The following is a 15861-nucleotide window of genomic DNA, read 5'->3' as shown; positions in this document are numbered from 1 at the left end:
CTTTTTGTTTTTCTTGGTTCTAGAAAATAAAAGCCTATCAAATGATTTATGACAGGCTTTTAACAAACTCAAACTAACTAAAATTAGAACCTACTAACGTTGGTCCATAAATCTATATTCTCTATAATCAATTCCCTATTATTTTGAAAGTCCTATCGTCCATCTTAACCAGGTACAAACCGGTGTTACCGCTTGTAAGTAATCTAAAGCTAATTTTATTACTTTCTTCAGATTCAACTAGAACAGGTATTTCTCGACCTGTTAAATCAAAAGCTCGAATCTCACCATCCATGCTGTCCACTGTTTGAATGGTTATCAACTCACCTTGACTTACAGGGTTCGGATATAATATTGTTTTTGTAACTTCCTTTTGATCATCATTGGAATCCTCGACTGAATTGTTAAAATACGTAAGTGCTTTTTCGTATGCTTCCAGCCCAATCCGCTCTCCAATTAATCGTCCATTTATGTCATCTGCCGGAGGGTGTATTCCACCCCATATTCTGGACAAACTGCACTGATCGGAAGCATCCCGATAAGTAGCCCATTGCAATATTACATCCATACTAGGGCCTTCCTCAAATACTAAAAATTCGTCTTTCTTCGCTACAAACTCCCCTATCCCTCCAGGAAAATATTCGTCTCCAGTAATCAAGGTCATTACCTCTGCGGCAGCCCGGGAATAGGTTGAATGTCCAGACACATAACCTGCAAAAGGAGGGGTCACAAATGACGGTCGTTGGTAAGGCCACCAGTTTTCGGCCAATATCCAGCCCACTCCAGCAGCATCAGTGGCAGGGTTATCAATAAAATCATGCCCTTTCCATGCATAGAGCTTTATCTTTCCAACATGTTCGTCATTGTTTCCAGCAAGGGGGTCGGATGCTTTTACTATTTCAATATACCCTTCTATCAATGGGATTCCCCCAATATGGTAATTGGATTCTTCAGGGTCTGTTGATTGCCCTAGGCTAGCCATATATCTAATTGCCGAGATAGGTCTTATATAATCATACCAGCCTTTGATACTCCAAGCACTTATGGCTGCATCATGCATGGCTCCCCCTAAAACAAAGTAACTTTTCACATCCCATTCCAAAAGCTCCAACTCCTCCCCTTCACTATTGAACTTTCTGATAAATTGCGGATGATCGGTCACATAGTTAAGTATGGTAAACCAATGTCCAGGCGGCGTCTCTGAATCGGGACCATCTGCCCAAAACTCTGCCAAAACCCTTGCATAATCAGCCCTAGGCACAATTTGGGTCTCATAAGGCTGGTTTGTTCTTGGATTAACACTATACCCTTGGCCAATATCACCACCATCCAATAAATCATAAAATTGTCTGTGTTGGTCGAGTGATTCCGGCAACGATTCCAAGGGGATATTGCCAATGGTATTGGGAGAGATGTCCCACATGACGCCATCGTTCGGGTCTAAATGGGCACTCCAAACCGAAACCAATGAAAAGTTCCACTTGTAAAGGTCACTTTCAGCGTTACTGTCCGTAGTACTCAGTTTAGGGGGTGCTCCCGGGTCATGAAAAATTGTATAATTATTTCCATCCCTTTGGCGGGTTATGGCAGATTCCTGTGTCAGTGCAAAAGAATGAACATCGCCCCATTCAGGGCTTAGAAACTCAGGAGTGGTCACCTCCACTTCATTTCCACTTTGATCGATAAACACACTAAATGCCAATGGTTGCCATCTATTTGGATCCGTTATCGTTATATCAGCATTGGCATTCCTGTTAAGATCCAATGGTGAGTTTACTGGGGCATAATGGGCATTGTCAAATCCTGTGCTTTCCCTTGAACCATCTTGAGCACCATACGCAATAACCGTTTGAGCGATATAATTCCCCAAGGCGGCAAAATTACCCTCTTTATAATCCGTGGAATCAAAATTCGTATCATAGCCAAGTTCCTCCATAATCAGGTCAAACCTTTCTTGACTGACCTCATGTCCCGGTGAATCTTTGAACCTATAGCTCAGCAATGTATAGGCCGCATAACTTATGGCAGTTTTAATATCCTCATCGGTAGCGTTTTCCGTGTCAAAACCATCAAATTCACTTGTATGGCCATTAACGGTATTTCCCAATAAATAAGGATGAGCATCAGTATCAAAAATCGCCCAAGTATCAAACATGGCTATGGACGTATGGAACAGGTTCCTAGCGTGGACGGTAGGACGTGCAAAATCCTTTCTAATGGCTTCCAAAAGTGCCTCATTCCATATTCTGGCTGCTGACAGGTCATCATTTGTCTCAATTTTTATGTCTACTTCCAACTCAATGGGCAACGATTGGCAAGTACCGCCCTTTTCGATGACAGTTACGCTTCCACCAGCCTCCAAGCCCCATCTAACCAGTATCTCGTTGGTATTTTCGCCACTTATTACTTCCCCTCCTTCAACGCTCCATGAAATTTCCGATCGGTCGCCACCATTGTACCGGTAACGTTCCTCATTGTTGAAACTGGTATTTGCAGGCCCTTGTATTTCGGTAGGTGCCAGATATTGGCAACTATCATCGTTTAGGGTTGCCAAGGGGTTATAATTGCATGAGTTGGGGTCTGTACATCCTAATATTTTTTGGGCGGGCACTTGGTCTATAAGTTCGTAACCATTGCCCTCACGTGCCTTGAGCAACATCCTTGAGGGTATATCTTGATAGGTTTCGACCAAGCCAGAAGGCCATTCTATCTTGATTTCTTTGATGGTCGTGGCACCGTTCAACCCAAAATGTAGCGGAACGATGCTCTGTGATATCATCCCTATACCACTAAAGTATTTTTTAAAAGTTCCATTGGCCGTAGTTATGCTTACCGTGGTGCCATAAGCATTTCTGTTTGAGGTCGTTCCCTCCAATGCAACTTTAATCCATTGATAATCTTTTGAGTCATTTTCATCAATAAGTGTGTTCTTATAAAAAAAAGGATGTCCATTGAAACAACTCACAAAAATGTCTAGGTCACCATCATTGTCGTAATCAAATTCTATCGCTTCAAAACTTTTTGAAGCGTCGTTGAGTTTGGTTTCTGCAGAAAAATCCACAAAGCCCTGACCTCCTTCGACGAGCATATTCTTATAGTACACATTGTTTTCAGGTGATCTGAACAAAAATCCATTAGCAATAAACAAATCTTCATCACCATCCAAATCATAATCAGCAAATCGAGGTCCCCACGACCAGCCTGTACCTGAGATATTATACTTTTCATTAACATTTACAAAAGTATTGTCCCCTTGGTTTTCCAATAGTGCGTTTTCATCGATGCCCGTAATAAACATGTCCATAGCACCATCGTTATTAAAATCTGCCATAGAGATTCCCATATCATCCAATTGACTGTCAACACCATAAACTGCAGCACTTTCCGTAAAGGTGTCATCTTGCTGGTTGATATACAAAAAATTGGGCTGGCTAAGGTCTACAGAAATATAAAAGTCTTTATAACCATCGTTATTAAAATCGAAAGGTAATGTATTAAAGCTCTTGTCCAAATTATCATTTCCGACATTTATTCTCGTGAAAGTCTCATTGCCGTTATTTTTATATAGAAATTCCGAGGCGCATTCCCCCCACTCATTTACATATAAATCTAAAAAGCCATCGTTGTTGTAATCTGTCCATGTTGCTGCTGTGTTAAAACATTCTGTACTTTTTTCAATCCCAGCTTCAGTAGTTACTTCAACAAAGGTATTGTCTCCTTGGTTTTTAAATAACTGAACCTCAAACTTATGTGTGAAAAATATGTCTTGCCACCCATCATTGTTATAATCCCCCCAAAACGCCCCATATTTAAAATCAATGAAGCCTTGTAAGCTTGCAGCAATTGCAGATTCATTTTTATATAAATCCACTAAACCTGAAGATTCTGTAATATCTGTAAAGGAGCCATTATTGTCATTTCGAAACAACTTGCTGTAGGTCTTGACATTTCCATCTTCGTCTTTATCATTCGCAACCACAAAAATGTCCATATCAGTGTCATTATCAATATCCGCAACGGCGACCCCATTATTTTCCTTAAGCTGACCAAATCCTGCAATGTGTTCAATACGCTCAAAGGTTTGAGCATTTACAGTATTTAAACCAATTATGGTTAATAAACAAACCATAATATGTTTATGCATTTTCTTTCTCACCATTTTCATTTTTTACACTAAAAAAGTGTTTTCTTAGCTAGGTTGGTCTATAGCTATATTTCGAATTAACCTTACTCATTGATATACTGGATGGGGCTAAAAGAAGAGTTGACCTATTTCTATAAAAAAAGCCCTTTCTAAGAAATATAATTATCTTATAAAGGGCTTTCTATTTTAAAGCTTGAAATTCAATTAATCAAAAGAATATATTTATACCTAGATCACCCCAACCTATAAGTCCACTAGTACCATCAGACCTAGTTAAAGCGACAAATCTTATAAAATTCACTTCTGTTGGGTCAGTTACTTTTACTACATGATTTTCATTTCCAGATTTATTTGTCTCCACAAGTTTAACCCAACCATTACTTTCCATTTCAGCTCTCCAAGCATCTGGATCCGTAACAAAATCGGTAGTAGTATCTGCATTTGTAATATCAGCTATACCCCAAACTTCGTAGCCTATGATTGCTTCATTTGCTTGCCCTCCCCAAGGACCTAGTGACACCTCTTCCAATGCTTTAGGATCGTCCAGCCCTAAACTTACGGTAAAATGAGGGCCAGGATCTGTACCAGGTGCATAAGCACCATAAGTATTTGGATCACCATCCCAAGTTCCAGCTATATTATCCAATTGTGCCCAAATTGCCTTAACAGGGATAATATCATTGTTAAGACTTACCTGAGACCAAAGTGTTCTATCTGCTGCTAATATGACTCTGGGATATTCAAACTCCCGGGTTTGCGAGTTAAAGCTGTCTATGGCATCCTGTGTTGGCCTGTACAAGGAAAAAACATTCAAAGTTGTACTCCCCATGTACGAACTTAAGGTAGCGCTATTGGCATCATTGGCCACAACCTGAGTTTGATCTACACCTGATACATCTGTATATTCTATAATGGTTTCAATAACACCATCTGGTATCACTTCTGAAAAATTAACCGTTGCCGTTCCATCAGGAAGTGTATTTACACTTGTCACTGACCTGGGAATCAATTCTTCCGCATAAACCGAACCATAAATTCGCTCAGATACCTCGGTCGGCAATGAAGACTTTCCATTATCATCTAACATGGCAATGGTAAAAGTTCGAATTCCTTCATCTATGTTGCTAACCTCTATTTCAATGGTTTCCTGACCACCGGTGGTCCTAACAATATCAAACTCTTCAGATACTGATGTATTATCAGCTTGCAACCATTTAATTGATCCTTTTTCTATCTTTGGATCAGCATTGATTTCTATTACAAAATTAGCCCTTTGGTTTCCAGGATTAATTGCAATAGATAATGGCTTTCCCACTACAATATCCTCCCCGCCCTCAACAAACTGTTCGTAAGTTTCTTCGGTAGTTTCACAAGCTCCCAACATTATTATTACTAATGCCAAAAGGTTTGATTTCATAAATTTATATGTTAATCTTTTCATGCTCATTCTTTTATTGCTCAAAATTTCCAAAAAACGAAAATTCCTGTCCGGTAAATACTATAGTGCCAATCCAGTTTTCTAGGCCAGCAAACCTAACATATCTCACCTCAGGGACTTCTAAGGGAATTATAAATTCATGGCCCGCTCTAGCAGCATCCAAGTCTTCTTGAGTATTATTAAAACCTCCTGCATGCGGCAGCCCAGAAGGCTTTTCATAGGAGGCACGTGAAAGTATCTTAGTCCAACCATCAAGTGTTCCATCTGGATTTGGTGTTTCGGCTGTAGCCCACAAATCAAAGGTTCTTATTGCTGCAAAAGTAAAAGGGGTGTCCTGAAAATATACCAAACGGCTTAGTTTGACCTTACGTCCTAAATCTATCGTCCAAAGATGCGATTCCGGTAAAGGTGGCGCATACTCTGGTAATGGATCAGGGTCACGCGCTGCTCCTGGAGGGGTATCGGGACTTAACCAGTCGCGCTTTCCCTCAACATATTCAGCGCCATCCCACATTCTTTCAAGCCTTAATCCCGGAAAAGTAGGCCCATTGTTTGTTAAATCATGAGGTAATTCTAAATTGCTAAAATCCTCTTTGGGCACCAAAAATTCGGGTATAGGCGATAAATTAGTAACTATCGGAGATGCCGTATTCCCCCATTTATCACTAACAACCGCTCTAAATTCCCGTGGTTCAGGCAAGAAACCACGGGTAATAATGGTTTCTTGGACTGCATCACTTTTCACCAAGGTCTGTATGGCCAAAGGCGAACCATCAATTTCTCTAGGCGTAAACAGTCTTAAAGTCAAGCGTTCTTCGGCCGGATTGGACCACAATAGGCGTACACCGCCAAAATCAGGTACCATACTCACTGTATTCGCAGCTTTATAAATAGGAGCTTCCCTTATAGTAATGTCTGCTTCAACAGGTTCTGACTGGTTATTACCTTTATCTACAGTCCGCAATAAGATTCTATGACTACTAAGTGAATCTAGCAGTCCATCCACTACCAACTGATTATTGAATGAGGAGGCCTGTACCTTGGCCTGTTCTCCATTAGCTAAAGTATACTCAGCAGTTACCGACAACAAATCCTCATCTTCTGGCAGGGTATAACTAATAATGGCACCGCCTGAAATCGGCTCGAACGTTACTTCCGAAACAGGACCTGGTGGCACGCCATCGCTAAAAATAGGCCCTCTTCCCGCTTCTTCATCGCAAGCATAAAATACCACTATAACAATACTCAGTATCATTATAGTGCTCATTATATTTTTAAACTTTATTTTCATAATCATCTATTTTTCTTCAAGTTAGCAAAGTCTTATCACCACCCTGGGTTTTGTATTAGGTTTTTGTTTCTTAAAAGCACTTCTAAAGATAAAGGCCATAAATAATCCCTTGTAGTAAATACTGGCTGAAAAAGCGTTTGCGTATTATAATAAGAATCTGTTGTTGTTCCTCTTATATTCCATCCTCTTATAGGTGTGTTCATCAACTCAAATGCCGTTTTCCAACGCCTATTATCCCAAAAACGATGACCTTCCAATACCAATTCAATATTACGTTCGCGACGTATAATATCTCGCATACCTTCTTTAGTTGTCGGTTTGCCCGGATTAATGGAATGTGCACTCCAACTATTCACTACACCGTCCAAATTGGCTCTTTCCCTTACTATGTCAATATACTGGTACACTTCGCCATCTGGTGCGCTTTTGGATTCATTAAGTGCTTCAGCATACATCAAATACAAATCGGACAGCTTGAACAAAGGAAAGGCGTAAGCCCTAGTTGGCAATTGTCCAAACACTGTGGGCACCTCTGTTCTAAAATGCGCCAGCTTTTTGGCGAAATAACCTGTAGCGGAATAACTTATAGTTCCTTGTTCATCTTCTATCCCTCCTGACTCAAAACCTTTGGCCCTAAGTTCCAAAAAGGCCTCATCATCATAAACGCCATGGCCATACCAAATACCACCATCAAAACCAAGTGAAGCATAAAACCTAGGTTCCCTATCAAAATTCAACCTAGCTGTAGTATAATTGGCCTTAATGTAGTAGTCAGTACCTTCAGAAGATAATGCAGTTCTTGTTTGGAATCTATTGGCGAAATCAAAACTAGGGTCTTCATCAATGGGTACTCCGTTCTCAGTATAGAACATTTCTGCTATCCTTAAGGTCGGCGCATGAAAATTTTCGATAGCCGAACGTCTTATGAATACGGTTGAACCGGGCACTTCCAACTTTGCCATGGAACGCCTTTGGTCAGTCACAGGGCGTCCAGTAATTGCCCAAATAACCTCTGTGGTATTACGAGCCGTAACACTTCCTCTAATGGTAAGTTTTAGTTTTGTGATATCTGAAATGATATCTGCTGTCGGAATCTGCCCCTCATTGAATTCAAATAACCTATGCCCTGAGCCCTCCGCTAAATCAATAGCTTCTTTACAAGCTTCAGCCGCTTCGGTCCATTTATTTTCATCAAAGGTGGTACTTATGAGTTGATTGCCTTCAGCATCAACAAAACCTTCATAATCGGAATTCCCATTAAACAATGGGCTTGCCGAGAGCATTAAAGCCTTTGCTTTTATCATAGCTGCAGCGGGCCTTGTAATGGTACCATATTCTAATTCTATAGTTGTTTGTAGTGCCAGGTCAGGTAAAGCTTCATCAATGAGTTCCACGATATAATCGGTCACGTCGTCCACACTACTTCTTGATACTTGTACATCATTGGGTGCTGTATTTACATCCAAATTAGTTCTTACAATAGGAATTGGGCCATATAGTCTCATCAGATAAAAGTGGTAATAGGCCTTCAGTGCTTTGGCCTCAGCAGCCCATTGCCTTTTTTCAGACTCTGGCATATCTATTACATCATCTATATTCTCCAAGAAAACATTGCAGTCCCTGATTCCTGTATATAAATTTCCCCAAAAATCATAAGCACTATTGTCCACTGTTTGCAAACCTCTAGCTATAACTCCAGGTTTTGGCAAATCAAAAGCATCAAAGGCATCATCATTTAGCCAACTTTCATCTCCTGAAAATTGCGCTGGATTTGACTGCATATTGCCAAAACCTGGCAAGTAATCATATATAGTGGCCCGAAACCCTAATGCTGTGTTCCTATTTTCAAAAACAGATTCAATCGTAGGGACATTCTCTGGTACCAAATCCAAGTATTCACTACAAGAAAAGACCCCCATAACCAACACCAAAGGTGTTATGAATTTTATTATAATTCTTTTCATTCGTTTTTTATTAAAAGTTAGCCAATATACCTAGATTAAACACCTTTTGAAGTGGGTAACCAAAGCCATTACCCCCAACTTCAGGATCCCACAGCTTAAACTTGCTCCATTTTAGTAGGTTAGTTCCTGCCAAGTATATTCTAAACGACTCCATTCCAAAGAAGTTTTTGTGTTTTTCCGTGTCTAACGTATAGCCCAATTCTAATTGTTTTAACCTCATAAAAGCACCATCTCTTAACCACCAGGTGCTTTGGATTAAATTATCATTTTGATCTAAAGGGGCATTATTCGGTGTTACGCCATTATCCAATCTTGGGTAAGTAGCAAATAAATCCCTATTATCCTCTGACCAATGGCTATCGGCAAATGCCTTAAGAATCGGCGTTTCTCCAATGAAGGGATTATCATCAAAAGTGACATTACCAAAAGGCGCTAACGCCCTAGCGTCTAAAAAAAGTGATGTTTCTCCGATTCCTTGGAAGAATGCCGATAAATCAAATTTTTTGTATCCCATAGAGAAACCGAAACCATAGGTAATCTGTGGAACTGTGGGTTTTCCTATAGGCACCAAATCCAAGGTGTTTATTTCACCATCTTGATTGATGTCTTTATATTTTATATCGCCGGCAATGGCATTTACGTTGTTAAATATTTGAGCCGGAGAATTCCTTACATCTTCATCATCAATAAACAAGCGTTCAGCAATAAAACCGAACTGCTGATTGATCTTAGAGCCAATAATAGAACGGAATGGTGCATTTCGATCCGCAAAGTTATCTTCTTCAAATTGTGTTATTCTACCGTTTGAATAGGTAAAATTAACCCTTGCCGTAAGCCACCAATCATTGTTTATATTGAAATTGGCATCTATTGAGCCGTCAAAACCTTTGGTTTTGGCTACCCCTAGATTGGCCCTAGTAACCGCTTGCAGCCCCAGACTCAATGGAGGCCTTCTGTTAATAAGGATATCCTCCCTTGTTTCCGTGAAATAATCCGCTTGGATATTTAGGGCATTATTGAATAAACTTGCATCAAATCCAAGATTAAGTTTTTTACCAACTTCCCATAAAATATTTCTGTTTTCATAACGCCTGATTCCAAATCCGGTTACCGCGTTATCTAAGTCCCTTCCAAATATGTAAGCTGGAAGGTCCTCACCATCTCTCAGGTCATTTTCGGAGAAAATTTCTGAAAGATAGAAAAAACGATCATTTCTATCACCAATGGCATCATTTCCAACTACACCATAAGAGCCTCTCAACTTAAGAAAGTTAATGGTATTGGACAATTTTTTAAAGAAAGGTTCTTCAGAAATTGTCCAACCTGCACCGGCAGATGGGAAAAAACCAAAACGTCTTCCTTCAGAAAATCGTTCTGAGCCGTTGTAGCCAAAGCCAAACTCTGCAAAATATTTATTGTTCAGACCGTAGGTTATACGGCCAGAAACGCCAATATTTCTACTTGGTAATGATAACTGCAACGTATTAGCATTACCATCAATCAATTCCCTGCCTATACCCACAATAGTACCGCTTAACTCATGTTTGTCATTAAAAGTTCTCGCATAGTTTAATGCAAATTCCCCATATAGAACATTGGAAACATTACGTGTTCCTTCATTAAACTCTAGGACACGACTTCCCTCGTTCGGGTTTAGTCTTGTCAGAAAATATGTATCATTGACTCTGTCATAATTATCTTCTGAAGCAAAAAACCAAAATGGAATGGATTGTCTTGTATTAAAAAAGCTAGAATTTCTGTTGGAATTCCCTAAAAAGCGCATGCTTAATCCTTCTGTAATACCGGACAAATCCTGATTAAGTTCTATTTGCAATAAGGTAGCGGCTGTACTGGCCCGCCTAAATCCACTAACCAGTTCAGCAAAAGGGTTGATATAAAATGCATCTCCTGCTGCGCCAGGAACGTTGGTAACTCGCTGGTTACCAAATAAAGTGGCAGGGTTGTTCACATTGGCTTCATCGGTATCGTATACTGCCGGAAACCTTACCGGACTAGCCAGCAACGTTCGTGCAAAAACGTTAGCACCTGGTGACCCGCCACCAGGCACACTTGGACCTGTTGAGCGATCTAACGATGATTGCAATCTAATAGTTGCCTTAGTAGTCTTTGTTAGATTAACACTTACATTGGACCTAACCACAAAACGATCTAAATTCACATTATTGTCAGCTGCCCCGGACGGATCATCCACCAGAACTCCTTTATCATTGGTATATGCCGCAGTCACATAATATTGTGCCACTTCTCCACCTCCACGAACGTTAAAATTAAAACGCTTGCTCAAGCCAAAATCCCTAATCAGTTTTTCTTGCCAGTTTGTTTGTGGAAAAACATTAGTGTTTAGACCACTTTGCACATTAGTAATACGTTCTTCTGAGAATGGTACCTCCGCTAGGGGATTTCTTGTTCTTGAAGCTTCGTTGGCCAAACGCATATACGTTATGGGGTCTGCAAATTTTGGAAGTTGGGTGTTGAAATTCAGCGAATTTTCGTAACGTAAAGAAAATTTTGGTTTACCCACTACCCCTATTTTCGTCGTCACATAAATAATACCATTCGCCCCCCGTGCTCCATAAACTGCGGTAGTGGTCGCATCCTTTAAAATCGAAAACGAAGCAATATCGTCAGGATGCAAACGAGCTAGATCATCTGCTGAGAACTCTACACCATCAATTAAAATTAAAGGGCTTGCTCCTAACGCAAACGTAGTAGCCCCTCTAACAAAGAATTGGGCGTTATCCGCTCCAGGCTCACCGCTTCTTTGGAAAGAAATAACACCTGCGACCCTCCCAGCCAATGCCGTAGTTAAGTTACTCGAAGGAATTTTAAGATCAGATGCTGTAACAGAAGAGACAGATCCAACCACACTCCTTTTCTTTTGTGTACCGAAACCTACCACAACAACTTCATCCAAACCTGCCGCATCTTCTTGCATGTTTATGGTCAACGAAGTCCTATTATTAACTCCCACTTCCTGAGTCGCAAAACCTAAATAAGAGAACACCAAGATGGCGTTTCCATCAGCTACATTTAATGTAAAATTACCATCAAAATCAGCTTGCGTACCATTAACGGTGCCCTTTTCAACTACATTGGCTCCTGCTAACGGAACCCCTTGCTCATCAACAATCGTCCCCGTAACTGTAAATTGGGGAGCATTGTTTTCATCCACCAGTTGCACTCCCATAACTGAGGTAGATACTTTTGATACCTCCCTTCTTAAAATAATCTGTTTATTGAAAATCTCATAGACAATATCGGTTCCTTGAAATATTTTTCTAAGAACCCTGTCTATTTTCGCATTCTTTCCCTTAAAGGTCACCCTTCTTTCTACATTTATCTTTTGGGTATCAATAAAAAACTTGAACTCTGTCAATGATTCTATCTCATCCAAGGCATCTTCCAATGCCACTTGCTCAAGATCAAGGGAAATTCGTGTACTTTGTGAATAAGTACTTGCATTGATCTGAAAAAAAACCGCTAATATGAGAATTGTGGTTAATTTCATCTTAAGATCAAACTTGAGGGGAAAAATCAGCCCCCCAAGAACAGTTGGTTTTTTCATACTTTTGTATTGCTTTGTTTGGTTATTTTTAATCGAACGTCATTGTAGGGGGAGTGTTGCGAGCATTCCCCTTCTTTCTTCTAATTAAATTTTGGTTGATTGGTCAGTTATTTTGCATAGGCTATTCAGTTTTAGATTTTATAATTACTTTATTGTCAATTATCTCATATTGAATTCCAAAGTTTCTATGGAAAGTCTCCAAGACTTCTTCAATGCTTTCAATATCAAAAGCTCCACTAAACGTATTTTCATCAAACACTTCGTCTGAATTGATTATTGAAACATTATAGTGCCTTTCTAATTTTTTGCGGATGACCCTAAATGGCAAATCCCTAAAAATGAGTTTACCATTTATCCAAGCGGTATAAATCTCGGCATCTACCTTTTTTGAGGTGAACTCCTTGTCATTTTTATCCCATATCCCCATTTGCTCAGGTTGAATGTCAAAAGATGTAACTTGATCATATCCAGTTGAAGAATTATATAACCCGACGTGACCTGAAACTAAAACCGTATTTACGCTCAGGTCCTCTTCATAAGAAGAAACATTAAAACTCGTCCCCAAGACCCTAACATTTACATCACCCGCATGTACGGTGAAAGGGCTCTCCTTGTCTTCAGCTACTTCAAAAAACGCTTCTCCCTTTATATATACATCACGATTGTTACCAGCTATAAATTTTACCGGATATTTTAGCATGGATCCAGAATTCAAATGAACCGTAGTGCCATCGGAAAGCTCTATACGAAACTTTTTGCCAAAAGGAACATGTAGTTCATTGTAGACAAGCTTATTGATGTTTTGATTATCTCCATAAACTATTCCATATCCGTCTTGTTCTGCCAAGATTCGTCCTTGCTTATCCACTATTTGAGAACCACCATCTTCCTTTATTACCCTTATTTCTCCATTCTCTAATTGCAAGGTTATATCGTGTTCTTCGATTTGAAGTTTAGATTCTATGGAAGATCCCATCCCATTGTTTAACCAAACAAAATAGCCCAAACCAATAAGACATAGGAAAATGGCCGCATACTTCATGAAAGCATTTCTTCTCTTTATCGTATGCAATCTCTTTTGTTGAAGCAACTTTTGTTGTAGAAAATCTTGATACGCTTTTTTGGAATCAACATTTGCATACTTGACAGACAGCAGATATTCGACCTCCGTTAATTGTTTGTAGTTTTTCCTGTTTTTTTCATCTGAAAGTGCTTCAAATAGAAGATTTAATTCTTTTTCGGTCAAATTTCCCCTATTATAATTTCGTAATAAAATTTCCAGTTTTCTGTCTGTCATGCGGACGATATATACCACTATGACCTACAATTCAATAATTACCCTACACTTTTTTTAAACTTTTTTTAATATTTGTCTATCTTACTAGGCATATCACAAACTGACTTCATTCAAAAAATTGCCCATAGAAAAAGAAATATTGACAATTGGATTACAAAGAGGCGACGAAATAGCGTATAAAAATCTCTATGATCTCCATTATGAGAATTTGGTGCAATACTGCCACACTTTGACGCATGACCTACATCAGGCAGAGGACATTGTTCAAAACGTATTGCTCAAAATTTGGGTAAAAAGGGATAAAATTGAAATTACATCCTCTCTAAAAAGTTATTTATACAGAGCAACCTTCAACGAATTTGTCAAGGAGAAAGGCAAATTGAAGCAAAAGGAAAAAATGCTGCTGGAATTAAAACAGGAAATTTTAGATCATATGGTCGATTTGGATGCAGACATTTTGAAAGAAAAAGTCAAGCTTCTGGAAGCAGCCATAGACCAATTACCTGAAAAGCGTAAAAGAGTATTTTTGCTCAATAAAAAGGAGGGCTACAAATACAAGGAAATTGCCGAAGAACTTAACCTTTCCGAAAAGACGGTGGAAAAACATATCAGCCGAGCTTTAAAACAATTAAGGGAAACTATATATCATAACTCTCCTAAGTTTTTTGTTTTATTGTTTAAAAACTTATTCAAAAAAGAAAACTGTTTAGCAAAACCATGACTTCTTTATCTTAAGTTGGACAACGAACCACACCCATTACTCGAGTAAAACCAAGATTTAATTCCCTTTTTGCTTTAATGTATTGGTTGGCTGTGCCGTAAATTCATAAGATACCCTAAATTTGCAGCTTAAATAAAAATCAATGCTACAGCTTCATAAAATTCGTGAAAACAAAGAGGGGTTCATCAAGGCTCTTTCAAAAAGAAACATTGATGCCGAACCCATCCTTTCGGCGATACTTGATTTGGATGAGAAAAGACGTGCTGTTCAAACCGAACTCGATAGCACCTTGGCTGAATCCAATAAATTATCAAAGGAAATCGGGATGCTTTTTAAATCAGGAAAAGCTCAAGAAGCCAATGTATTAAAAGCTCAAACGGCGGGATTAAAAGAAGCTGCAAAGCAACTGGCCGAAGAGCTAAATGCTACCGCCGAAGCCTTACAGGAACAACTCTATCAAGTTCCCAATATCCCCCATGAATCTGTACCAGATGGAAGTACGGATGAGGACAATGAAGAGGTTTTTCGTGAAGGAGATATTCCTCAACTTGTGGAAGGTGCTTTACCCCATTGGGAATTGGCAAAAAAGTATGATATCATTGATTTTGAACTTGGAGTAAAGGTTACAGGAGCTGGTTTTCCAGTATATAAAGGAAAAGGTGCTCGCTTGCAACGCGCATTGATCTCTTACTTCCTAGACAAGAATACCGAGGCAGGATATTTGGAAGTTCAGCCACCACATATGGTTAATGAAGCCTCTGGTTATGGCACAGGGCAACTACCCGACAAAGAAGGCCAAATGTATCATGTTCAGGCAGATGATCTTTATCTTATTCCAACAGCCGAAGTTCCTATCACCAACTTACACAGAGGAGATATTGTTCCCCAAGATAATTTCCCAATCAAGTATACTGGCTACACTCCATGTTTCAGAAGAGAAGCGGGAAGTTATGGTGCCCATGTTAGAGGATTGAATAGGTTACACCAGTTTGATAAGGTTGAAGTGGTTCGGATAGAGCATCCGGATAAGTCTTATAAGGCTTTGGACGAAATGGTAGAACATGTCAAGAACATTTTGAGAGATTTAAAACTACCGTATCGAATTTTACGACTCTGCGGTGGAGATCTAGGGTTTACTTCAGCTCTTACCTATGACTTCGAAGTTTTTTCAACAGCTCAAGACAGATGGCTTGAAATCAGCTCTGTTTCCAATTTCGAAACCTTTCAAGCCAATAGGCTAAAACTTCGTTTTAAGGATGAGAATGGAAAAAGTCAATTAGCCCACACATTAAACGGAAGCGCTCTTGCACTCCCAAGGGTTTTGGCCGGCATATTGGAGAATTATCAAACTCCAGATGGCATTAAGATTCCAGAGGTATTAGTTCCTTATTGTGGGTTCGACGTGATCAACTAGGGTAGATTT

The 15861-nt window shown here is 39.5% G+C and carries 8 protein-coding genes; 2 read left to right on the top strand and 6 right to left on the bottom strand.

Translation table 11 applies throughout. From position 1 onward, the window contains the following. Positions 1–127: 127 nt before the first annotated feature. From E4661_RS10090 to E4661_RS10065, 6 genes are all read right to left on the bottom strand, one after another. The gene (locus E4661_RS10090; protein WP_168796358.1) at positions 128–4126 is read right to left on the bottom strand and encodes an FG-GAP-like repeat-containing protein; all 3999 of its coding nucleotides are present in this window, start codon (positions 4124–4126) and stop codon (positions 128–130) included. 223 nt (positions 4127–4349) lie between these two features. Next, positions 4350–5558, bottom strand: coding sequence for a DUF4998 domain-containing protein (locus E4661_RS10085; RefSeq protein WP_168796357.1), 1209 nt, complete (start codon positions 5556–5558; stop codon positions 4350–4352). 34 nt (positions 5559–5592) lie between these two features. Then, on the bottom strand, positions 5593–6870 hold the full coding sequence (locus tag E4661_RS10080; protein WP_168796356.1) for a DUF4959 domain-containing protein: 1278 nt from the start codon (positions 6868–6870) through the stop codon (positions 5593–5595). Between the two features lie 35 nt (positions 6871–6905). Beyond that, positions 6906–8834 carry a RagB/SusD family nutrient uptake outer membrane protein gene (locus E4661_RS10075; RefSeq protein WP_136466909.1) on the bottom strand — a complete coding sequence of 643 codons (1929 nt, stop codon included), beginning with the start codon at positions 8832–8834 and terminating at the stop codon, positions 6906–6908. A gap of 10 nt (positions 8835–8844) precedes the next feature. Then, positions 8845–12420, bottom strand: coding sequence for a TonB-dependent receptor (locus E4661_RS10070; protein ID WP_136466907.1), 3576 nt, complete (start codon positions 12418–12420; stop codon positions 8845–8847). Positions 12421–12541: 121 nt separating this feature from the next. Continuing rightward, positions 12542–13717, bottom strand: coding sequence for a FecR family protein (locus E4661_RS10065; RefSeq protein WP_136466905.1), 1176 nt, complete (start codon positions 13715–13717; stop codon positions 12542–12544). 118 nt (positions 13718–13835) lie between these two features. Between E4661_RS10065 and E4661_RS10060 the strand changes: the two genes are divergently transcribed. Beyond that, positions 13836–14438: an RNA polymerase sigma factor gene (locus tag E4661_RS10060; RefSeq protein WP_168796355.1), complete on the top strand. Its 603-nt coding sequence runs from the start codon at positions 13836–13838 to the stop codon at positions 14436–14438. Positions 14439–14580: 142 nt separating this feature from the next. Further along, positions 14581–15852 (top strand): serine--tRNA ligase, encoded by a 1272-nt coding sequence (gene serS / locus E4661_RS10055; RefSeq protein WP_136466901.1) that lies wholly within the window; start codon positions 14581–14583, stop codon positions 15850–15852. Positions 15853–15861 lie beyond the last annotated feature (9 nt).

Source organism: Flagellimonas onchidii (genome assembly GCF_004804315.1).
Classification (GTDB): domain Bacteria; phylum Bacteroidota; class Bacteroidia; order Flavobacteriales; family Flavobacteriaceae; genus Flagellimonas; species Flagellimonas onchidii.
Note: the sequence above shows the minus strand (reverse complement) of the source record. Positions and strands in the feature narration are given on the sequence as shown.